We start from the raw sequence: 21,474 nt of genomic DNA on the forward strand, positions 1-21,474 counted from the left end.
TGCGTGCGCCAGGGATACACCGCCTTGCAAAACGGCCAGGTTTGCACATATTCGCCATACATCAGGGTGGTCAGATAGACGGGTCAAATACCTGACCCGGAGAGACCCACCATGATGAACAAACTGGCTTACTCAACCCTGGCTGCGACCCTTTCATTTGCTACCGTTTCGGCCTGCCAGGCCGAGGCCGCAGGCACCAACTACACCGACGCATTTAAGCAGATCCACCAGATTGACGCGGGCGACCTGAATATTGGCTATGTCGATATCGGGCCGAAAAACGGCGAACCGGTGATTCTGCTCCACGGCTGGCCGTACGATATTCAGAGCTACGCTCAGGTGGCCCCCGCGCTGGCGGCAAAAGGCTACAGAGTGATTGTTCCTTATAACCGCGGCTTCGGCACCACGCGTTTCCTCTCGTCCACCACGCCACGTAACGGTCAACCGGCGGCGATGGCGAAAGATGTGATCAACCTGATGGATGCCCTGAACATCAAACGCGCGGTCTTTGCCGGTTATGACTGGGGCGCAAGAACGGCGGATATCGTGGCGGCGCTGTGGCCGGAGCGGGTAAAATCGCTGGTTTCGGTGAGCGGGTATCTGATTGGGAATCAGCAGGCGGGCGCAAAACCCTTGCCGCCGAAGGCTGAACTGCAGTGGTGGTATCAGTTCTATTTCGCCACCGACCGCGGCGAGAAAGGGTATGCAGCCAACACCCATGACTTTGCCAGACTGATCTGGACCCTGGCGTCACCGGGATGGAAGTTCAGCGATGCGACATTTAACGTCAGCGCCAAAGCGCTGGATAACCCGGATCATGTGGCGGTAACCATCAGCAACTATCGCTGGCGTCTGGGGCTGGAGCGCGGTGAAAGCCGTTATGACAGCTACGAGCAAAAACTGGCGGCCGCACCGTCCATCAGCGTGCCGACCATCACCATCGAGGGCGACAACAACGGCGCCCCGCATCCGGAGCCTGCGGCGTACGCCGCCAAATTCACCGGCAAGTATCAGCACCGCACCTTTACCGGCAACATCGGTCACAATCCGGCCCAGGAAGATCCGCAGGATTTCGTTAAAGCGGTGGTAGATGCGGATAAGTTGTAAGGAAGCTATGCTATTTTTTTGCCCATCGCTGAAAAACAGGAGCTTAGGGTGGAGACAACCGATCACATTCTTGTCGTGGATGATGACAGGGATATTCGCGAACTGATCGTCGATTATCTGGTGAAGTCCGGCTATCGTGCGACGGGCGCGGCCAACGGGAAAGAGATGCGCGCCGTGCTGGACAAGCAGGCGGTGGATATGGTGGTGCTGGATATCATGATGCCCGGCGACGACGGCCTGACGCTCTGCCGCCAGCTGCGCAGCGGTCAGCATAAAGATCTGCCGATTTTGATGCTGACCGCCCGCCACGACGATATGGATCGCATCCTTGGCCTCGAAATGGGGGCGGACGATTATGTGGTCAAACCCTTTGTGGCACGCGAGCTGCTGGCGCGGATCAAAGCGATACTGCGCCGGTTTCGCACGCTTCCGCCAAACCTGCAGGTGACCGAGGCCGGGCGGATCATCGCCTTTGGCGACTGGCAGCTCGATACCAGCGCCCGCCATCTGCTCGACGCCACCGGCACTATTGTGGCGCTGAGTGGGGCGGAGTACCGCCTGCTGCGGGTGTTTGTCGATCATCCCCAGCGCGTATTAACCCGCGATCAGCTGCTGAATTTCACCCAGGGACGGGATGCAGAGCTGTTCGAACGCTCGATCGATCTGCTGGTCAGCCGGGTGCGACAGCGTTTAAATGAGGATGCGCGCACGCCGCTGTATATAAAAACAGTACGCAGTGAAGGCTATGTCTTTTCGATGCCGGTCAGCATTCTTGAGGCCAAAGAATGAGGCTCTGGCCGCGCTCCCTTCATTACCGCCTGCTGGTGATCGTCCTGCTGGGGTTGCTGCTCGCCAACGGCATGAGCCTGACGCTGGTGCTGGCCGAGCGGATGAGTAGCGCCCGGCACGTGATGCTGGGCAATCTGGAGGATGATGTCTCCACCAGCGTGGCCATCCTCGACCGGCTCCCGGCCAGTGAGCGTGCGCAGTGGCTCCCGCGCCTGGAACGGGGAAACTATCGCTATATTCTTGGGCCGGGAGATCCGGGGGCGCCTCCCGCAGACGCCCGTTCCCGGGATGCGGTGCGCACCATAACGGAGACCCTGGCGACGCACTATCCGCTGCGCTTCACGGCGGTGCCGGGGCCGGTATCGCATATTCAGGCCCACCTGACGCTGAGCGACGGCTCGCCGTTGACCCTGGATCTCACCCCACGCATGCCGCCGGTCGCCCGCTGGCTGCCGGTGGTCTTTGTGCTCCAGCTTTTACTGGTGGTGATCTGCGCCTGGCTGGCGGTGCGTCAGGTGGTGCGGCCCTTTACCCACTTTACCCGGGCGGTGGATACGCTTGAGCCCGCCAGCCCCCATCCGCTGCTCCTCACCGAGCAAGGCCCGCTGGAGGTGCGTCAGGCCGCGCGTGCGTTTAATGCCATGCAGGAGCGGATCCAGACCTCATTAAAGGAGAGGGCGCAGATTCTGGCGGCCATCTCTCACGATCTGCAGACGCCTATCACCCGAATGCGCCTGCGCGTGGAGATGGCCGACCAGCCCGATCTGCGTGACAAACTGACCCAGGACCTGGACAGTATGACGCGCCTGGTGCGGGAGGGGATCGACTACGCGCGCTCGTCCGGCGTGGCGCCGGAACCGGTGCGCAACGTCGATCTGTATAACTTTATTGACACGCTGGTGTGTGATTACGCCGATACCGGCAAAAACGTGCAGTTTACCGCAACCAGAAGCAACGTGCCTTTTGCCACCCGCCCGCAGGCGCTGCACCGCATTCTCACCAATCTGCTGGATAACGCGCTGAAGTTTGGTGATAAGGCCGACGTGACCCTGACGATGCATGACGGCAGGGTGCAGATTGCCGTAGAGGATAACGGCCCGGGTATACCGGAGCCTGAGCTTGCGGCGGTGTTACAGCCGTTTTACCGGGTGGAATCTTCCCGCAACCGGGAAACCGGGGGCACAGGGCTGGGGCTGGCGATTGCGGTGCAGCTAACGGGGCAGCTCAATGGGGAGTTGGAATTGGTGAACCGGGCTGAAGGGGGACTCTGTGCACGGATTACCTTGCCGGCTACGTGAATTGCCGGGTGGCGGCGTTGCCTTACCCGGCCTACGCAGCCCTGAAGAACGTTCATGAGAGCAACATACCTATAGCGGCTCCCTGGTCCGGCTGAAAATCGCTGAGGCGTTGACCGCAGGCCGGGGCGAGGCGCATGGATGCGCCGAGAGGGCGTGACCTACATGGATGTAGGATCACGCCCGACCCGATAGCCGGAGGGAATAAGCCGAAGGCACCGCGAAGCGGCGATTTTCTTTGCCGGGAGCCGGGGTAGCCAGGGGGGAGGCGGTGAGCCCCCCTGGCACGTTCACGGGTTCGTTTGTACCAGAGAAGCAAGGTACGTAAGGTGAACGGAACCACCCCGGTAGCCACATGTTTACCCGAACCCTTATTACGCCAATTGTACCGCAATGTATCTCCACTCAACGCCCATACACCACCTGACAAAAACCCCCGTAACCCCACACATACCAGACACATCACCACGCTGTAATAGCCTCACTATCAACTGGTAAGTGAGGTGTTTTATGTTTCTCGTGATCGCATTTTTAGGGGGCATGGTCAGCCTGCTCAGCCCCTGTACATTACCCGTTATTCCTCTGTTATTTGCCGGATTCCGCGGCCAGCGGCGTCAGCTTGTCGCTATGCTGTGCGGCATGGTGATGATGTTTACCCTGGTCGCCAGCCTGATTACCGTCGCCAGTGACTGGGTGGTGAGCGCCACCATCGTCGGGCGCTGGATTGCGCTGGCATTGCTGAGCTTCGCTGCACTGGCGCTGATCTTCCCGTCATTTGCCCAGCGCATCGCCGGGCCTGCGTTACGCCTCGGCAACGTCATTAATTCCCGGAGCAACAGCGCCCGGGGCATGGCGTCGGCAGTGCTTGCCGGGCTGGCGGTCGGGCTGCTGTGGTCGCCCTGTGCCGGGCCGGTGTTAGGGGCCATTCTCAGTCTGAGTCTCGCGGGGCATAGCCCGGTTGCCACCGGCAGCCTGCTGGCGGCATACGGCAGCGGCTGTGCAGTGATGCTCGCGCTGCTGGGCTTTAGCGGGCAGGCGCTGATCGCACGGCTGAAAGCAAGATCGGGGCTGATGGACGGACTGCGAAAAACCGCCGGGGTTGCCATGCTGATGTCCGTGGCGTTTACGGCGTCTGGGCTTAACAGCGTCTTTCAGGGGGCAAACGGGGTGGCCGACCGGCTGGAGAAAACGCTCCTGCAGCTGGCGCCAGAGAGCAAGCCTCAGCCGACGCTTCAACCTGTCGCGCAGCCGGTGACCACCAGCGCGATGCCCTCCCTGGAGGGCGGCACCGGATGGCTCAACGGCGAGCCGGTCAGCCCGGCGTCGTTAAAAGGCAAAGTGGTGCTGATCGACTTCTGGACCTGGGACTGCATTAACTGTCAGCACTCGTTGCCGCACGTTCGCGACTGGGCCAACAAATATAAAGCGCAGGGCCTGGTGGTGGTGGGCGTGCATACCCCGGAATACCCGTGGGAAAAACCGCTGGCGTCGGTGCAGAAGGCCATCGACAAATGGCAGCTTCCGTACCGGGTGGTGACTGACAATAACTACAGGATCTGGACCGCCTTTGGCAATCGCTACTGGCCTGCGCACTACTTCTTCGACGCCAAAGGGCAACTGCGTTACGCCTCTTTCGGCGAGGGAAATACAGAGAAGCAGGAGCAGGTGATCCAGCAGCTGCTGAAAGAGGCCAAAGCCTGATCAGGGTTCACGTCTGGCGATAATAAACAGCCGTGGAAAGGCCAGCAGTATCTGCCCGTTTTCCTGTAGCGGATACTGCTCCTCCAGCAGCTGATGATAGCGGTGGAGGTAGCGCTTTTGCTCGGCTTCACTCAGATCCTGAAGCCACGGACGCAGTCCGGTGGCGCTCACCCAGTCAACGATGGCCTGGTGGGAGCTCATCTGGTGGTAGTAAGTGGTGCGCCAGATATCCACCTCGCAGCCCGCTTCGGTCAGGATATCGTAATAGGCATGGACGCCCGCCAGGGATGCACGCCCGCGATCCGGGTAATCCTGTTCAAATGCCACCTCGCGCATTAAGACATGGGTTGGCTCAAGTTGATTATCCGGCATCTGAATGGCCAGCACACCGTGCAGCTTCAATAGCGAGACCAGGTGCGGCAGCAGTTCGTAGTGATTATCCACCCACTGCAGCGAGGCATTGGCATAGATCAGGCTCAGGGCATGTTCCGGGCGATAGTGGCGAATATCAGCCTCGACAAAGCGACAGCCCGGCAGCGCGGCTCTGGCCTCCGTCAGCATGGCGGGTGAGGAGTCCACCCCGGTTATCTGCGCCGCAGGCCACCGCTGCTGCAACAGCGCCGTGCTGTTGCCGGGGCCACAGCCGAGATCGACCACATCGGTAACGTCATCCAGGGCAATCCGGGACAGTAACTCTAAGGCGGGGCGGGTGCGTTCAGCGCCGTATTGCAGATACAGGCCAGGGTTCCAGTCGGTCATGCAGGCATCTCCAGTTTGCTCTTTTCTGAAGTGTAGATGATGGGGTTTCAGACATGACAGAAATCCCTTTCTGTCGGTGTGATGAGGTTAAAGGATCTTCTTCAGGGCAACGTGGTAGAGCAGCATGATGGTTTTGCCATCGACGATAATGCCGTCATCAATAGCCTGTAAGGCCTGCTCAACAGGCCACTCCAGCACTTCAATATCTTCCCCTTCGGCTTCGATGCCGCCGCCAGCGCCGGTACGATCGTCAGGGCGATATTCCGCAATGTAAAAGTAGAGTTTCTCGGTGACGGAGCCGGGGCTCATAAAGGCTTCGAACACCTTTTCCACCTGCGTAATCTGATACCCGGTCTCTTCTTCCGCCTCGGCTTTGATGCGCTTTTCCGGCGACATGTTATCAAGCAGGCCTGCGGCGGATTCAATCAGATAGCCGTCGTGCCCGTTGATATAAACCGGAAAACGGAACTGGCGGGTGAGGATCACCGTCCGTTTTTCGGGGTTATAGAGCAGGATGGTTGCGCCGTTGCCGCGGTCGTAGGCTTCACGGTTCTGCCGTTGCCACTCCCCATTCCGGCGACGTAGATCGAAGGTATATTTTTTGAGTGTGTACCAGTCATCTGACAAGGTTTTGCTGTCGAGAATGCGTACTTCTGCACGAATTGATTGCACGATGCCTCCTGTATACGTAGAGTAATCATCATAATCTGCACATTCGTGCAATATCAAGATCAAAACATGCAACTTCAGGAATATCTCATGCTCACCCGACAACGCAAGCAGCTGATCCTTGAAAAACTGAGTACCGAAGGTCAGGTGCTGTCCAAAACCCTTAGCCTTGAATTTCAGGTGTCGGAGGATACCATTCGCCGGGATTTGCGCGAGCTGGCAGCCGATGGTTGTCTACAACGGGTACACGGCGGCGCGCTGCCGGCGTCACAGGCGGTGTCCAGCTTTGCCGAGCGCAGCCAGCTCGGCATCGATGCGAAAAAGCGGGTCGCCCGGAAGGGGGTTGAACTCATCTCCCCGGGCCAGGTGGTGATGATTGACGGCGGGACCACCACCACGGAGCTGGTTCGCTGCCTGCCTGCGGATCTCGCTTTCACGGCGGTAACCCACAGTCCGGGCATCGCCCTGACGCTGATGGAGCATCCGCGGGTTGAGGTGATCCTCATTGGCGGACGCCTGTTCCGCCACTCTGTCGTCACGGTGGGCGCCGCCGCCATTGAAGGTATCGGGCGTATCCATGCCGACCTGTTCTTTATGGGCGTGACCGGAATTCACCCTGACGCCGGGCTCACGACCGGGGATTACGAAGAGGCGTGCATCAAACGTGCATTTTCCGGCAGAGCGGCCGAAACGGTGGTGCTGGCGTCCCCGGAGAAGATCAACACGGCTTCGCCTTTCCGGATCGGGGAGCTTTCGCTGATTAACACCGTGGTGGTTGAGCAGGATACCGACAGCCGCTGGGTGGAAGCGGTGGCCGGGCAGGGAGTGACGGTGGTCAAAGTATGATCCACGAATTTGTAGAGTGAAACCCGCTTCGCTAATCGCAGGAAGGGCGCAGCCGTATAAGCTACGCTTTTGCAGTAACCTGTTCATGACTAAGGACTGCGTGATGCTGCAAAAAATGAGCGTTGTCACTCTTGCCTGTTTGCTCTTTACCGGATGTATGTCCATGTCCGGTGAGGGCACTTCGCCTGAAGAGAAGAAGTTTCGTAAAGTCGAGGCCGCGGCGAAAGAGTGTTCCGAGATTGTAAAAAACCAGACCATCGAACTGACCGCCGAGGGTAAAGACGCCAACACCCGCTGGACAACCATCGACTATGTGGTGCCGGGGCAACAGGACCGCACCGTAGAGTACCGCACCTCATCGGTGCTGGATAACGGTGAGCCGGGCAAGGCGTGGCAAACCTGTATGTCCGATAAAAAAGCCCTGGTGCCTGAACTGAAAATATAAGGTCTGAAACGGCTTAAAGATAACTGGCAGGGGCGTGTGTCTCTGCCGGTTTTTTTTATCTGGCAGCATGGCAAAAGGGGGCTGATGACAATATACTAAATTACATTATATAAAATTGTATATTAATGGGCTGACTAAAACGTGACTACGGATACCGATGTTCAGGATGCAATGAAACAGGCGGCGCTGGGGGCTGTGGAAGTGCTGCGTGGTTTGTCGAATGCGGACAGACTGCTGCTGATGTGTCAGCTGAGTCAGGGGGAGGCAAGCGTTGCGCAGCTTGAAAAGGCGGTGGGTATTCATCAGCCCACCTTATCCCAGCAGCTGGGCGTGCTTCGTCGGTTAAAGCTTGTCGAAACCCGACGAACCGGTAAACAGATTTTTTACCGGATTGAAGATCCCCGGACGTTCGCGCTGTTAAACACCTTATATGACCTGTACTGCCCACAGACAGGAGCCGACAATGACAATTGATCTCACCCACTTCACACCGCTCAGCAGTTTCGGCGGCGGATTGCTAATCGGGCTTGCCGCCGTTTTGTTGATCCATTTTTGCGGCCGCATTGCCGGTATCAGCGGCATTCTCTCCGGCGTGTTATCGAAGCCAGAAGGGTGGCGAATGGCCTTTTTAGTCGGTCTTGTCGGTTCCCCTCTGCTGTATAGCCTTTTCTTTCCCTTGCCCGGGATAAACGTGCAGACCTCCTGGCCGATGATTATCGTGGCCGGCCTGCTGGTGGGCGTGGGGACTCGACTGGGTTCCGGGTGTACGAGCGGGCATGGCGTCTGTGGCCTGTCACGTTTTTCTAAGCGCTCCCTGGTTGCGACCCTGACCTTTATGATGACGGGAATGATTACTGCCACTGTTGTGGGTTTCTGGCTGGGTTGAGGAGGCATTATGCTGATGGTTATGGCGTTTCTGTGCGGTCTTATTTTTGGTGTGGGCCTGCTGGTAAGCGGTATGGCGAACCCGGAGAAAGTGCTTAACTTTCTGGATCTGTCCCATCCCTGGGATCCCTCGCTGGCTTTGGTCATGATCGGGGCGATTGCCGTGGGGATCGTCGGTTTTGCCCTGGTCAAACACAGGAAAACGGCGTTTTGCGGGGTGCCTGTTGTGCTGCCGAAGAATACGACCCTCGACAGGGCCCTGGTGGTGGGTGCCATTCTGTTTGGTCTTGGCTGGGGGCTGGCGGGGATCTGTCCCGGCCCGGCGCTGGTATTAGCAGGGGCGGGCGTCGGGAAAGGCCTACTCTTTGTTGTGTCCATGATCGTCGGCATGGTGCTGGTTGGCCGGTTTCGCACCTCCTGACAGATATAGCTGACGCATCATACCGGGCTTAGCGCCTGAAATTTATTCATTATTATTTTCTGCCATCACGTCATACGCTCTTTTATGAGCGATTAACAACAGGTTGAGAAAGAGAACGCTATGAAACTGTATGTCTATGAGCACTGCCCGTTCTGTATCCGCGCAAGAATGATTTTTGGTCTTAAAAAGGTGCCCCTTGAGTTAAGTGTGATTATGGAGGGGGATGTCGACACACCCACCCGCATGGTAGGCCGGAAGGTGGTGCCGATTCTGCAAAAAGAAGAGGGCGTTTACATGCCGGAAAGCATGGATATCGTCCATTACGTCGACCAGCGTGATGGCGCGCCGGTTATTAAAGGGGAATGCGACCCGCAGATTGACGCCTGGTGTAAAGACAATACCCGTACCGTATTCAATCTGGCGATTCCGCGTTTTACCCGGGCGGATTTCAAAGAGCTGTCCACGCCAGCGGCGCGCGAGGCCTATACCCAGCGTGAGATTAAGGCATTTGGCGATCTGGATGAGTTAATGGCCAACACGCAGAGCTATATCGACACGCTGGTGGATGAACTGGGTAAAATCGAGGCCTATTTACGCGCCAGGAACGCGGTCAGCATAACCGATTTTTATCTTTTCCCGGTGCTGAACTCGCTGACCATTGTGAAGGATTTCCCCTATCCGGATTACCTGAGCGGCTATCTGGACCACGTTGCTTCGTCCTGTAATGTTCCGCTGTTTACGGATAAAGCATTGTAGTTAACAGGGGGCTTGCCCCCTTAATCGAAGGCCGCCCGGCGATCACCAGGATTCTGGCAGCGGCCGGTCGATGGAGATCAATTTACCCCGCTTCATGGTGATATAGCCCCCGGCTTTCAGATCGGCGAGCACGCGAAAAACATGCGTGCGCGACAAATTCGTCCGTTTGATAATAAACAGCGCCAGACCTTCGTTTTCGCCTGTGTGCGTATTCTGCCGATAGAGATAGCGATACAGCATCGGTTTAATGGTCTGGTAGCTGGTCACCTGACGGCGCTCATTATGCAGGTCAATGGCGAAAATCGACATATAGGTCAGAATGGTCGCCAGCGCCTGTACCCGTTCGGGCCCTCCGTTTAAAAACAGACGGTCAAAATCTGCCCAGGATATTTTCACCAGCTGCACCGTTGCGCTGCTGCGGTAATCAAACTTCGCCAGAGGGCAATATCTTTCCATTAGACCTATCGGCATAAACTCAATACTGTTGCCAATATGCAGGCCGTTTTCGGGCATTAATATCGACAGCGATCCCTCGGTGCAAAAATAGATAAATCCAGCATCTAAAGCTAAGTTTTTATTTGCCGGAACGATCACGGGTTCTCCTTCGGCAATAATTTGCGACATCAGAGTATCGAGATTAAGTTGCTGATAATAAATATGAATATCCTGAAAATTCACGCTATGCCTCTCGCTGCGCCCTTCGCCGTGGTAGGTAGTATAGCAGCGATAGCCCTTAAAAATCGGGATGATTAAACGGCAATTGCCGATCGGTCCCATATGGGACTAGGCACTGAAACTATTCTCCTTAAAATATCCCTCAATGAGTCCGCACTCTATTATCCGCCGCAATACCTGCATGGCGGTACAAATAATCGAAGAGGCCGTTCAATGAAATTAAATAAGATTGCTAAACAACTGGCGCTGGCGGGTGTTTTAACTTCACTTTCAGTTTCTGTATTTGCTGAGATGCTGCCCCTGGATGCTACGCCAGCTACCCGGCAGGCGAATAACGCGCTGTACAATAAACTGCCGTTCGACGATAAAACTGACTTTGAAAACGTGCATAAAGGCTTTATCGCCCCGCTGCCGCAGACCATGCTCAAAGGCCCGCAAGGGAATGTTATCTGGAACCCTGCAAAATATGATTTTGTGAAAGAGGGCGTGAAAGCTCCGGATACCGTTAACCCGAGCCTGTGGCGTCAGTCTCAGTTAATTAACGTCGGCGGCCTGTTTAAAGTGACCGACGGCGTATACCAGATCCGCAATCTCGACCTCTCCAACATGACCATCGTCGAAGGTGAGAAAGGCATTACCATTATCGATCCGCTGCTGAGTGCCGAGCCTGCCAAAGAAGGGCTGGATCTCTACTTTGCTAATCGCGGTAAAAAGCCGGTTGTCGCCGTTCTGTTCACCCACAGCCATGTTGATCACTACGGTGGTATTCGCGGTGTGGTCGACGAGGCTGATGTTAAGTCGGGCAAGGTGAAACTCTACGCGCCAGCAGGCTTCATGAAGGAAGCGGTATCCGAGAACATTATGGCCGGTACCGCCATGAGCCGCCGTGCCAGCTATATGTACGGTAACCTGCTGAAGCCGGATGCCAAAGGGCAGGTCGGCGCGGGTCTGGGGACCACTACGTCTGCGGGTACCGTGACGCTGATCCAGCCGACCAACTACATTACCCATACCGGGCAGCAGGAAGTGATCGACGGCTTAACCTATGACTTTATGATGGCGCCAGGTTCAGAAGCGCCGTCAGAGATGCTCTGGTACGTTAAAGAGAAAAAGATGATCGAGGCTGCGGAGGATGTTACCCACACCCTGCACAACACCTATTCTCTGCGCGGGGCCAAGATCCGCGACCCGCTCGCGTGGTCTAAATACATTAACGATGCTATCGAGCGCTGGGGCGGCGACGCGGAAGTCATTATCGCCCAGCACCACTGGCCAACCTGGGGTAATGACAATATCGTCAAGCTGATGAAAGGTCAGCGTGACATGTACCGTTACATCAACGACCAGACCCTGCGTATGGCCAACGAAGGCCTGACCCGCGACGAAATCGCCGCCAACTTTAAGCTGCCGGCGTCGCTGGAGAAACAGTGGTCCAGCCGCGGCTATTATGGTTCTGTCAGCCATGACGTCAAGGCAACCTACGTCTATTACCTCGGCTGGTTTGATGGCAACCCGGCGACCCTTGACGAGCTGCCGCCGGAACAGGCTGCGAAGAAATTCGTTGAATATATGGGCGGTGCCGATGCCATCATGCAGAAAGCAAAAGCCGACTACCAGCAGGGTAATTATCGCTGGGTGGCGCAGGTGACCAGCAAAATCGTCTTTGCCGATCCTGAGAACAAAGATGCCCGCAACCTCGAGGCCGATGCCCTGGAGCAGCTGGGCTATCAGGCGGAATCCGGCCCGTGGCGTAACTTCTACCTCACCGGCGCGCAGGAATTGCGTAATGGCGTGATGAAAGGGCCAACCCCGAATACCGCCAGCCCGGATACCGTACGTGCGATGACCCCTGAAATGTTCTTTGACTATCTGGCGGTACATCTCAACGGCGAGAAAGCGGGTAAGGCGAAAGCAGTGTTTAATGTCGATCTTGGAAAAGACGGCGGCAAGTACAAGCTGGAACTGGAAAATGGCGTGCTGAACCATACCGCGAACGCAGAGGCGAAAGATGCTGATGCCTCTATAACGCTGGATCGCGCCGTCCTGAATAAAATCCTTCTGAAAGAGGAAACCCTTAAGCAGGCTGAAGATAAGGGTGACGTGAAGATTGCCGGTAACAGCGCGAAGCTTGATGAAATGCTTGGCTACATGGACAAATTTGAATTCTGGTTCAACATTGTTACGCCGTAAGTGATTGTGCGATTGTGCTCAGTAAAGCTGCCTCAGGGCAGCTTTTTTCGTTTGATAAGTCATCTCCCTGCGAAGCAGGTATACTCTCTGCCTGGCAAGAGATAACACCGGACCGCGATGAAAGACGATATCCATCAGGACATTACCTTCCGTAAGCTCAGCGTTTTTATGATGTTTATGAGTAAAGGTAATATCGCCCGTACCGCCGAGGCCTTAGGGTTCAGTAGCGTCAGCGTTCACCGGGCATTGCATACGCTGGAAGAGGGCGTGGGCTGCCCGCTGTTTGTCCATAAGGGCCGTAACCTGCTGCCGCTGCCTGCCGCCTGGACGCTGCTTGAGTACTGTCAGGACGTTATTAGCCTGATGAGTAAGGGGCTGGAAGAGACCCGCAAAGTGGCAGGCGTCGGGCGGGGGCGCTTGCGTATCGGCACGCTTTACTCCCTGACGCTGGAAACGGTGCCAAAAATCATCATGGGCATGAAGCTGCGTCGGCCTTCGCTGGAGCTGGATTTAACCATGGGCTCTAACCAGATGCTGCTGGATATGCTGGAGGACGATGCGCTGGACGCGATTCTGATTTCCACCAATGAGGGTGAATTTGCCGGTTCAAAATTCGACGTTGTGCCACTGTTTCATGACGATATCTTTCTCGCCGCGCCGGGAAGTGAAAAGCTCAACGCCACGCAAACGGCAGATTTACGGGACTATGCGGATCGGAAGTTTGTGTCGCTGGCTGAAGGCTTCGCCACCTACGCCGGTTTCCAGGAAGCGTTTAATATTGCCGGATTTGAGCCGGAAATCGTCACCCGCGTTAACGACATTTTCTCGATGATCAGTCTGGTGCAGGCGGGCGTGGGCTTTTCGCTTATCCCCGGGCGGATGAAAAAAGTCTACGAGAATGACGTTCAGCTTTTAAAGCTGGCAGAACCCTATCAGATGCGCCAGCTGATTTCGATTGTCTATATGCATCACCGCGAGCGGGACCAGGATCTGCTGGCGCTCGCGGCAGAAGGGCGAATGTACGCCCGCGGGTTGGCGGGTTAATTCTGACGGTTAAGGCGCTTCATCAGATGCTGCGCCACTTCAGGGCTGTTACGTTCCCGGCAAATTGCCTCGCCCTGCCAGCCTGCGAGGTGGGTCAGACCTGTCAGGACGCTGCCCGGCGGCATTTCGATCGCCAGTCGCGCGTCACGCTGGTTGGCTGAGACCATCGCATCCTGCCACTGCACGGTGCGGGCCATATTAAAGGCCAAATCGTCGGCGATTTTTTGCGGTTCCCACAGCACCCGCGCCGTCGAACCGCTCAGATAAGCACACTGAGGACGTGACAACGTCACGGATTGAAAGGCGTTCGCGAGCTTTTCTGCGGGCGCATCCAGCAATGCGCAGTGGGAAGGGACGCTGACGGCCAGCCGGGTGGCCTTACTGGCTCCCGCATCCAGCGCTTTTTGCGCGACCTTCTTCATCTCTTCATCGCGACCGGCAATCACAATCTGCGTTTCCGCATTCAGGTTAGCGATGTACGTCTCGCTGCCCGCCATCAGTTTTTCCAGCTGCGACAGCTGCAAACCCACAATGGCCGTCAGGCCGTAACCCTGCGGAAATGCCTGCTCCATCAGATCGCCTCGCAGCGCCACCAGACGAAGCGCATTCTGAAAATCGAGTGCGCCCGCAATGACCGCTGCAGGGTAAGCCCCAATGGAGAGGCCGCAGACCATATCCGGTTTGACGTTGTGGGCGATTAACTCTCTGGCCCAGGCGACACCGGCTATCAATAAGCAGAGTTGAACCGCGCGGGTATGTTCCAGTGACGCTACGCTGTCCAGCCGGTGCGTTTCATCCCCCAGAACGGCGCTCACCTCGTTGAGAATGGCGTCACGATCGGGGATATGCTGCAGCATGCCAGCGCGTTGCGTGCCCTGGCCTGGAAAGGTAAAGAGGATTTTCATTCTGACTCCCTGTGCCACGGCGTGGCGGTCAGTTGCGGACCGGTGGCCGTTTTTAGCAGAACCCGTCCTTCGCGTAGCCATTCATTCAGCGCAAAAGCGCCAAAGGGCGTCTCTACCTGAGTATCGGCGCGGCAGGGCAATTTATCGATCCGGGACTGCCACTGACGCAATTCATCGTCAGATATCGGCTGCGGGGCGCGGATAAGCAAATCGAGATCGCTTTCGGCATGCAGCACCGGAATTTCTGTTGCCAGCGCATAGGCCGTACTGCCGGTAACGCCCCAGTGCCAGGGCCATGCGAAAGAGGTAAGCAGAATAGCCGCCTGCACAGGCGGCTGAGAAACAAAAGGCGAGTGCAGGAGGCGTTCGCGTTCGGCCAGCGTTTCCGGTGACATCACCCGGGAAACACGATCAGCTTTCACCCATCCCGCGGCGCGTTGCTCGCGCCTCATGCCGCGCACGCCAACCGGAATCTCCTGCTGCGCATTCACATCGCGCCGGACCACAACGGGCAAGCCGGTATGCCACTGGTTTGCTACCCATGCCTCCTGAATATTAAGGAGAGCATCGCGGCTTTTCAGCCACAGCAAGTCGTGAGGGCGCGGTGTGAATGTCATATTAAAGACCTGAAGTTAATGTGATAAACAGCGGTAACGACAGGATACACAGAACGGAGCTTAACAGCAGCACGGCTTCTGCATCCGGTGACTGCACCCCGAAGCGGTTACCGAACACCACGCCAAAGAAACCGGCAGACAGCGCAATCATCAGGATCGCGGTGATAGCCACGGAGCCATGCAGACCAAAGGCCATAACGATGCCCCAGGCGATAAACGGCTGGATCAGCAGTTTGGTGACCGTCGCGATCCCAACCATTGCGTTCAGCTTCAGCTTGCGGGCCGAGAGGATCACACCGGTCAGGAACAGCGCCGCCGCGGTTGCTGAGAGGCCCAGAGGCTTAATCGCCGCCAGCAGCAGATCCGGCATTTTGATGCCGATAGCGGACAGGATCACCCCCAGCAGCGGGCCCATGACGATAGGTTTTTTCAGTGAACGCCACATCAGTACCGGCAACATCGCAAGGGTAGAACCGCTGTTTTCGCCCGCGGCCCGCGCTTTCTCGCGCTCAAGGATCAGCAGGCAGAACGGCGTCATCAGTACCGAACCACAGGCGATAGAGACCGCCACCGACAGCGAGGTGGCAGAACTTTCACCCAGCACGCTGCCAAGAATCGGCAGACCCAGGGCGGCATAGTTTGGCAGTGCCACCGTCAGCGTCAGCACGGCGGCATCCTGCGGTGACTTTTTAAAGATGCTGGTGGCGGTAAAATAGATCGCCGCATAGGTGATCCACATTGCCCCCGTCAGCACCACAATCAGCGGAGACTGGGCAACAATCCCCGCCCAGGGGGTCTGCACGGTGGCGCTGAACAGCGCGGCGGGCAGGGCAAAATCCATTACGAAAATATTCAGGAGCGACACGTTCTTGTTGTCGACCATTTTGGCTTTACCGGCCCAGAAGCCAAGCAGCATGATGATAAAAATCGGCGCGAGGGCATGAACAATTACATAAGTCATAGATCACCTGTAGATAAAAAATTAACACTGACGCGATGGTTATAATTTTCTAAAAGCGAGCTGACCGTGGGCGCTATGTTGCGCCCGACGGAGACCGCTTTCGGCAGGTCTTTTTTTACGTACGTTTTACTGCTCGTTACCAGGTGGCGCGCATTTTCTCACGCACCAGAGCGGAGCTACGGCGATTTTCCGCGCCGAGGCGGTTCTGGAGGCTGGGATCTTTACGTGCATCGGCAATGGCTTTTTGCACGGTGATCTCTACCGTGGCCAGGTCTGCATCGGAGGGGGCATCCGGATTACTGAGGGTCAGCAGATCCGACAGCAGGCCCAGCGTGGCGTAGTTGCTGACGTCATAAGCCATTGGCGGAATGGTGGCCGCCAGTTTTTCCAGGGCATCAACGGTACGCAGCGTAATACGTGCGGCGGACTCTTTCCCCATCGCATGCACCAGCACGCCTTTATCGTTGATGGCGATCAGGCGGTTCGCCTGATAACCGTGGGCCAGAAACGCGCCGGACATCGCTTTTCCGACGATAAGACCGATCACCGGATGGCCCGCCAGACGCGCTTTGGCATAAGCGCCAGCCGCACCTGCCAGCGCCTGATGGATCCCGAACGCTTCCTCACGGCGGCCATAGGCCTGGCTGGGTACGTCGATCACAGCCACAATCGGGCGTTTCACATCCTTGCTGGCATCAGCATCGATGGTTTCATTAACCACTTTGGCCAGCGTCCAGCCTTCGAGCAGGCCCACTTCGCCTTTCGCCGCGCGTGGGTAATGGTTGTTGGCGTCGGGTACGACAGCGATAAAGCGGACGTTTTCGCCGTTCAGCGGCGCATCGGCCACCTGAACAGAAGGGCACAGGCCGCTCATGCGTGGGGCGTTCGGGGCCAGTTTTTCCAGCCAGATGGCGGCGCGGTTGTTGGACTGAGTCATCATTTCACCTCCCCGGCGAAAAGCTGTTTAATTTGCGCGGTATCGGCCTGCTGACGCGTATCGAAATTCGCCAGGCGAGCCAGGAAATCGGCATATTTATCGCTGCGGTGCTGAGCCGGAACGCCTTTGGCGATGGCGTCGTTCATGGCGGTTTTCACCGCGTTGACGCCGTCGCCCACCAGGGCGTCCACCAAACCGCTTTCGTAACGGATTTCGCCCCCGGTCATGCTCCAGATAAACGGACGGTCGCGGGAGTCGTACTCTTCAATGCCGGCTTCCTGTTCGATAACCTGCGGGCCGTTCAGGCCAAGACGCGCTTCGCGCGTTACGATCAGGTAGCTGCACAGCGCCGCGGCGATAGACATCCCGCCGAAGCAGCCGACGGTGCCGGTGATAATGCCAACGACCGGGGTATAGCGACGCAGATCGACAATCGCGGCGTGGATATCCGCGATGGCCGCCAGGCCGAGATTGGCTTCCTGTAAGCGCACGCCGCCGGTCTCCAGGCTCAGCACAGCCTGCGTCGGAATGCCGTTGCGGTTGTCTTCGGCTGCCAGCTCCAGCGCCGCCGCCATTTTGGCGCCAGACACTTCGCCCATGCTGCCGCCCTGGAAGGTCCCTTCGATAGCAATGACAACAGCGGACTGACCCTTGATGGTGCCGCGAGCAACCACCATGCCGTCGTCGGACTGCGGGACCACGCCCTGCGGCGCAAGCCACGGAGACATAATGCCTTCGAACGGATCGAGCAGTTCGCGGTAGCTGCCTTCATCCAGCAGCGCGTGGGCACGCTCACGGGCGCGCAGTTCAATAAAGCTGCGATCGTTACGCATGGCTCACCTCTTCAAATACCTGTTCGATACGAATGCGCGCCACGCCAGGGGTGGCGCCGAAATCGTGGATCACCAGCTTGCCCGCGGGCAGACCGTTGGTCAGATTCAGGCGATCGAACAGCGCGTTCCAGCGGCTGATGCTGTTATCCACGGAGGTGGTGATATCGATGCTGAGGGCATCTCCAGCGGCGGCGGTGAACAGGACTTCCATATCACCGGAGCCAACAACGCCTGCCAGCGCTTTGCCGTTCAGGGTACGGCTGGCAGGAAATGACAATGTAATGTGTTCCATAACATCCTCTTTAAAATGAGCAAGACGCGGGCTGGCAAACCCTGTCGAGAAACAGTGTGGCGGCGAGTAGATCGGCGGCCCCACCGGGGGACGCGTTCAGGGCCAGCATCTGCGAATCCAGACGAGCCAGCGCCTGACGGCCTTTCGCGGTTGCACAGCCGCCCGTAGCAAGGACGGCCCGGGCGCCACGCTGCATGGTTTCCAGTCCCGGCATGCCGGCACGCGAAAGCACGCAGGTATCGCTGAGCGAGGTCATGATCGCCATCAGCGCGTCAATGCGGGCTTCGCTTTCGCTCGCACCCTTTGCCCGGCTGTGCAATAACTGCGGCAGCGCCAGCCTCATCACGTGGGGAAACGCCTGCTGCGCCTCTTCACGCGCGCCGGGCACCCGATACTGATGGGTCGCTTTCAGCCCTTTACTGAAAAGTTTCGGCGCCGCGTTATCGGGCAGGCGGGCGAGGAGGGCGGCGGTATCCGCAATCTGCTGCGCGCTGGCGTTACCGTTCAGCATGGCTGATGCGCTGACCAACAGGCCGAGCGCCCAGATAGCGCCGCGATGGGTATTGACCCCTCCGGTGGCGATCATCATCTGCCGTTCGCCTTCACGTCCAAGACGACCCACGGTTTCGCGCAGGGCGATGTCGGCAGGACGCTGCCAGCTCTGTTGGGCCAGCTGCAGAAACGTCGGGGTCAGGCTGTGCGCCGAGCGCTCCATCAGATCCAGGGACAAATCCTGATGCGCCCCGTTTCCCCGGCTGTCTACCAGACCCGGTTTCGGGCTTAACCGCGCTTCGTCGATCAGGCAGTCGCGGGCAATCGTCGCCAGCCGCTGCGCCTGACCCTCTGACTGAGTCTGTGACAGGAGTTTCATTACCAGCTCCGGAATTTCGCAGGTGGGTTGTACAGACCGTCGGACCACTCAACCAGATCCGCGACGCTGCTGGCTGCCAGCAGGGAACGGGTGGCTTCAGAACGACGAATGCCCATGTCTTCCGGATAGACCACTTTGCCGCTCTTACGCAGCTCCGCCACGCGTTTCGCATCAACGCCCAGACCGATATCGGTGATCCCCGCTACGGCAGCAACCATGGCGCGGCGCTCTTCAATGCTGTTTGCGCGATACAGATAGGCGATACCTTCTTCGGTCAGAACGTGCGTCACGTCGTCGCCATAGATCATGACCGGTGCCAGCGGCATGCCAGAGGATTTTGCCACCTCAACCGCATCCAGCTGTTCGACAAACGTTGGCTTAACCCCCGCCTGGAAGGTTTCGACCATCTGTACGACCAGTTTTTTACCGCGCTGCATCGGATCGGGCTCGGTAATCATGTTCAGCCAGGCCGGGGTGGCGTGACGGCGACCGTGAGGATCGTGCCCCATATTCGGCGCACCGCCGAAGCCGGAGAGGCGACCCCGGGTCACGGTTGAGGAGTTAGCCAGGCCATCAACCTGCAGCGTCGAGCCAATAAACATATCCACCGCGTACTGGCCTGCCAGCTGGCAGAACGCGCGGTTGGAGCGCATGGAACCGTCGGCACCGGTAAAGAAAATGTCCGGACGGGCACGGATGTACTCCTCCATCCCCAGTTCGCCGCCAAAGCAGTGCACACTCTCCACCCAGCCACTTTCAATCGCCGGGATCAGCGTTGGGTGCGGATTCAGCGTCCAGTGCTTACAGATTTTGCCTTTCAGACCCAGCTGTTCGCCGTACGTTGGCAGCAGCAGTTCGATTGCGGCGGTGTTAAAGCCGATACCGTGGTTCAGGGACTGGACCTGATGCTCGGCGTAGATGCCCTTAATGGCCATCATCGCCATCAGGATATGTTCCTGCTTGATCAGACGCGGATCGCGGGTGAACAGCGGCTCGATAAAGAACGGCTTATCGGCGACGACGACGTAATCAATCCACGACCCCGGGATATCGACGCGGGGCAGGTCGCATTCATCATCGACGATTTCATTAACCTGGGCGATAACAATCCCATCGCGGAAGGCTGCGGCTTCTACCAGTGCCGGGGTATCTTCGGTACTTGGCCCGGTGTAGAGATTGCCTTTGCGGTCGGCTTTGTAACCGGCAATCAAAGCCACATTCGGGCAGAGATCGACATACAGGCGGGAGTAGAGTTCGATGTAGGTGTGAATAGCCCCGATTTCGAGCTGGCCGTCCTGCAACAGCTGCGAAATACGCAGACTTTGCGGGCCAGAGAAAGAGAAATCGAGCTTGCGGGCGATACCTTTTTCGAAGATATCCAGATGCTCGCTACGACCTACGCTTGGCATGATCATATGCAGGTCGTGAATTTTTGCCGGGCTGACTTCTGCAAGCTTGCGGGAGAGGAAATCGGCCTGCTTTTGGTTATTCCCTTCCAGCACCACACGGTCGCCGGGTGCAATCAGTTTTTCCAGGGCATCCACCAGGTCGTCGGTGGGGATGACTTTACCCTGTAACGGAAGAGAGGCGACGCGCCGGGCTTTTTCGCTGCGACGCGTGTTCCAGTTCCGGGCCGGACTTTGGCCAGCATTCATTTTTAACCTCCTGATTCAGCGAATCATTTTTGCCTGAACTTATGCTGCATTAAGTCTGCTCCGTAAGGAGTAGTGCATCAATTAAGCAAAGAGACAGATTGTTAGCCTGAGAGTAATGATTGCGTGTGACATTATGAGGTGGCGATCAAAGCAGGATGGTTAAGTATGGACTACCGGACAGGGTGAAAAGATTTAACTTGAACAGGTAGAACGATCGTTCTACCATTAAGACATGAACAAAAACACGACACCTACCCGAGAAAAAATTCTCGCCACCGCGGAACAGCTCATCTATGAGAACGGTATTCATGCCACCGGCATGGATCTTCTGGTGAAGACGTCTGGCGTGGCCCGAAAAAGTATCTATCGCTATTTCGCCAACAAAGACGAAGTGGCGGCTGCGGCGCTGAACGCGCGCGATATTCGCTGGATGGAATGGTTCAGAAGCGAGTGCGACAAAGCGGATACGCCGCAGGAGCGCATCCTGAATATGTTCACCGTGCTGAAAGCGTGGTTTGAGTCAGAGGGCTATCGCGGCTGCGCCTTCATCAATACGGCGGGAGAAGTAGGGGACAGTGCCGATCCGGTGCGCCAGATCGCCAGACTGCATAAACAGAAAATACTGGATTATGCCCTCGAACTGACCGGGCAACTGAATAGTGAACACGCTTCAACCCTGGCGAGGCAGTTACTTTTACTGATTGAGGGCGCCATCACCCTGTCCCGTGTTATGGGTGATTATCGCGCTGCCGATGATGCCAGAGATATTGCCCGGCTATTACTGAAACAGGTCGCATAAAAAGATCTGTATGCCAGAAATA

The 21,474-nt window shown here is 57.3% G+C and carries 24 protein-coding genes; 13 read left to right on the top strand and 11 right to left on the bottom strand.

The features are described 5' to 3' along the window. Window positions 1–111: 111 nt before the first annotated feature. The 4 genes from NB069_RS10835 to NB069_RS10850 all read left to right on the top strand — a co-directional run bounded on the left by NB069_RS10835 (window position 112) and on the right by NB069_RS10850 (window position 4,892). Entirely contained in the window at window positions 112–1,107 is a 996-nt protein-coding gene (locus tag NB069_RS10835) for an alpha/beta fold hydrolase (protein ID WP_250589350.1), read from the top strand. Between the two features lie 48 nt (window positions 1,108–1,155). Beyond that, window positions 1,156–1,896, top strand: coding sequence for a response regulator (locus tag NB069_RS10840; RefSeq protein WP_138368920.1), 741 nt, complete (start codon window positions 1,156–1,158; stop codon window positions 1,894–1,896). Beyond that, on the top strand, window positions 1,893–3,194 hold the full coding sequence (locus NB069_RS10845; protein ID WP_250589351.1) for an ATP-binding protein: 1,302 nt from the start codon (window positions 1,893–1,895) through the stop codon (window positions 3,192–3,194). Before NB069_RS10840 ends, NB069_RS10845 begins: the two co-directional genes overlap by 4 nt. Before the next feature lie 507 nt (window positions 3,195–3,701). Continuing rightward, window positions 3,702–4,892 (top strand): cytochrome c biogenesis protein/redoxin, encoded by a 1,191-nt coding sequence (locus NB069_RS10850; protein ID WP_250589352.1) that lies wholly within the window; start codon window positions 3,702–3,704, stop codon window positions 4,890–4,892. On the opposite strand, the gene tam is transcribed toward NB069_RS10850, so the two are convergent. Then, on the bottom strand, window positions 4,893–5,651 hold the full coding sequence (gene tam, locus NB069_RS10855; RefSeq protein ID WP_250589353.1) for a trans-aconitate 2-methyltransferase: 759 nt from the start codon (window positions 5,649–5,651) through the stop codon (window positions 4,893–4,895). A gap of 87 nt (window positions 5,652–5,738) precedes the next feature. Further along, window positions 5,739–6,323 (bottom strand): NUDIX domain-containing protein, encoded by a 585-nt coding sequence (locus tag NB069_RS10860; protein WP_250589354.1) that lies wholly within the window; start codon window positions 6,321–6,323, stop codon window positions 5,739–5,741. An 87-nt stretch (window positions 6,324–6,410) separates the two neighbouring features. Between NB069_RS10860 and NB069_RS10865 the strand changes: the two genes are divergently transcribed. From NB069_RS10865 to grxB, 6 genes are all read left to right on the top strand, one after another. Then, the gene (locus NB069_RS10865) at window positions 6,411–7,166 is read left to right on the top strand and encodes a DeoR/GlpR family DNA-binding transcription regulator (RefSeq protein WP_250589355.1); all 756 of its coding nucleotides are present in this window, start codon (window positions 6,411–6,413) and stop codon (window positions 7,164–7,166) included. An 85-nt stretch (window positions 7,167–7,251) separates the two neighbouring features. After that, window positions 7,252–7,611, top strand: coding sequence for a hypothetical protein (locus NB069_RS10870; protein ID WP_250589356.1), 360 nt, complete (start codon window positions 7,252–7,254; stop codon window positions 7,609–7,611). 171 nt (window positions 7,612–7,782) lie between these two features. Beyond that, a complete protein-coding gene (locus NB069_RS10875; protein WP_250589494.1) occupies window positions 7,783–8,085 on the top strand; it encodes an ArsR/SmtB family transcription factor in 303 nt (100 codons plus the stop codon). After that, the gene (locus NB069_RS10880) at window positions 8,075–8,497 is read left to right on the top strand and encodes a YeeE/YedE family protein (protein ID WP_250589357.1); all 423 of its coding nucleotides are present in this window, start codon (window positions 8,075–8,077) and stop codon (window positions 8,495–8,497) included. Before NB069_RS10875 ends, NB069_RS10880 begins: the two co-directional genes overlap by 11 nt. 9 nt (window positions 8,498–8,506) lie before the next feature. Next, complete coding sequence (locus NB069_RS10885; RefSeq protein WP_250589358.1) at window positions 8,507–8,917, top strand: DUF6691 family protein; 411 nt, start codon at window positions 8,507–8,509, stop codon at window positions 8,915–8,917. 120 nt (window positions 8,918–9,037) lie between these two features. Next, the gene (gene grxB, locus NB069_RS10890; RefSeq protein ID WP_250589359.1) at window positions 9,038–9,673 is read left to right on the top strand and encodes a glutaredoxin 2; all 636 of its coding nucleotides are present in this window, start codon (window positions 9,038–9,040) and stop codon (window positions 9,671–9,673) included. 42 nt (window positions 9,674–9,715) lie between these two features. Here grxB and NB069_RS10895 read toward each other — a convergent pair whose 3' ends face one another. Next, complete coding sequence (locus NB069_RS10895) at window positions 9,716–10,351, bottom strand: helix-turn-helix domain-containing protein (protein ID WP_250589360.1); 636 nt, start codon at window positions 10,349–10,351, stop codon at window positions 9,716–9,718. A gap of 210 nt (window positions 10,352–10,561) precedes the next feature. On the opposite strand from NB069_RS10895, the gene NB069_RS10900 reads away from it, so the two are divergent. Both NB069_RS10900 and NB069_RS10905 read left to right on the top strand, forming a co-directional pair. Next, window positions 10,562–12,538 (top strand): alkyl/aryl-sulfatase, encoded by a 1,977-nt coding sequence (locus NB069_RS10900; RefSeq protein WP_250589361.1) that lies wholly within the window; start codon window positions 10,562–10,564, stop codon window positions 12,536–12,538. A 117-nt stretch (window positions 12,539–12,655) separates the two neighbouring features. Beyond that, a complete protein-coding gene (locus NB069_RS10905) occupies window positions 12,656–13,582 on the top strand; it encodes a LysR family transcriptional regulator (protein ID WP_250589362.1) in 927 nt (308 codons plus the stop codon). On the opposite strand, the gene mdcH is transcribed toward NB069_RS10905, so the two are convergent. From mdcH to mdcA, 8 genes are all read right to left on the bottom strand, one after another. Continuing rightward, window positions 13,579–14,487 (bottom strand): malonate decarboxylase subunit epsilon, encoded by a 909-nt coding sequence (gene mdcH, locus NB069_RS10910; protein WP_250589363.1) that lies wholly within the window; start codon window positions 14,485–14,487, stop codon window positions 13,579–13,581. The genes NB069_RS10905 and mdcH overlap by 4 nt on opposite strands. Beyond that, window positions 14,484–15,104 (bottom strand): malonate decarboxylase holo-ACP synthase, encoded by a 621-nt coding sequence (locus tag NB069_RS10915; protein ID WP_250589364.1) that lies wholly within the window; start codon window positions 15,102–15,104, stop codon window positions 14,484–14,486. The genes mdcH and NB069_RS10915 overlap by 4 nt, the downstream gene beginning before the upstream one ends. Before the next feature lies 1 nt (window position 15,105). Then, window positions 15,106–16,065 carry an AEC family transporter gene (locus NB069_RS10920; RefSeq protein ID WP_250589365.1) on the bottom strand — a complete coding sequence of 320 codons (960 nt, stop codon included), beginning with the start codon at window positions 16,063–16,065 and terminating at the stop codon, window positions 15,106–15,108. A 136-nt stretch (window positions 16,066–16,201) separates the two neighbouring features. Next, the gene (gene mdcE, locus NB069_RS10925; protein WP_250589495.1) at window positions 16,202–17,002 is read right to left on the bottom strand and encodes a biotin-independent malonate decarboxylase subunit gamma; all 801 of its coding nucleotides are present in this window, start codon (window positions 17,000–17,002) and stop codon (window positions 16,202–16,204) included. Beyond that, window positions 17,002–17,835 carry a biotin-independent malonate decarboxylase subunit beta gene (locus tag NB069_RS10930; RefSeq protein WP_250589366.1) on the bottom strand — a complete coding sequence of 278 codons (834 nt, stop codon included), beginning with the start codon at window positions 17,833–17,835 and terminating at the stop codon, window positions 17,002–17,004. The genes mdcE and NB069_RS10930 overlap by 1 nt, the downstream gene beginning before the upstream one ends. After that, complete coding sequence (mdcC, locus tag NB069_RS10935; RefSeq protein WP_250589367.1) at window positions 17,828–18,127, bottom strand: malonate decarboxylase acyl carrier protein; 300 nt, start codon at window positions 18,125–18,127, stop codon at window positions 17,828–17,830. Before mdcC ends, NB069_RS10930 begins: the two co-directional genes overlap by 8 nt. Window positions 18,128–18,137: 10 nt before the next feature. Then, window positions 18,138–18,998: a triphosphoribosyl-dephospho-CoA synthase gene (locus tag NB069_RS10940; RefSeq protein ID WP_250589368.1), complete on the bottom strand. Its 861-nt coding sequence runs from the start codon at window positions 18,996–18,998 to the stop codon at window positions 18,138–18,140. Then, the gene (mdcA, locus tag NB069_RS10945) at window positions 18,998–20,653 is read right to left on the bottom strand and encodes a malonate decarboxylase subunit alpha (protein ID WP_138368937.1); all 1,656 of its coding nucleotides are present in this window, start codon (window positions 20,651–20,653) and stop codon (window positions 18,998–19,000) included. Before mdcA ends, NB069_RS10940 begins: the two co-directional genes overlap by 1 nt. A 232-nt stretch (window positions 20,654–20,885) precedes the next feature. Between mdcA and NB069_RS10950 the strand changes: the two genes are divergently transcribed. Continuing rightward, the gene (locus NB069_RS10950) at window positions 20,886–21,452 is read left to right on the top strand and encodes a TetR/AcrR family transcriptional regulator (RefSeq protein WP_250589369.1); all 567 of its coding nucleotides are present in this window, start codon (window positions 20,886–20,888) and stop codon (window positions 21,450–21,452) included. Window positions 21,453–21,474 lie beyond the last annotated feature (22 nt).

It is taken from the genome of Leclercia adecarboxylata, assembly GCF_023639785.1.
Classification (GTDB): Bacteria; Pseudomonadota; Gammaproteobacteria; order Enterobacterales; family Enterobacteriaceae; genus Enterobacter; species Enterobacter adecarboxylatus_D.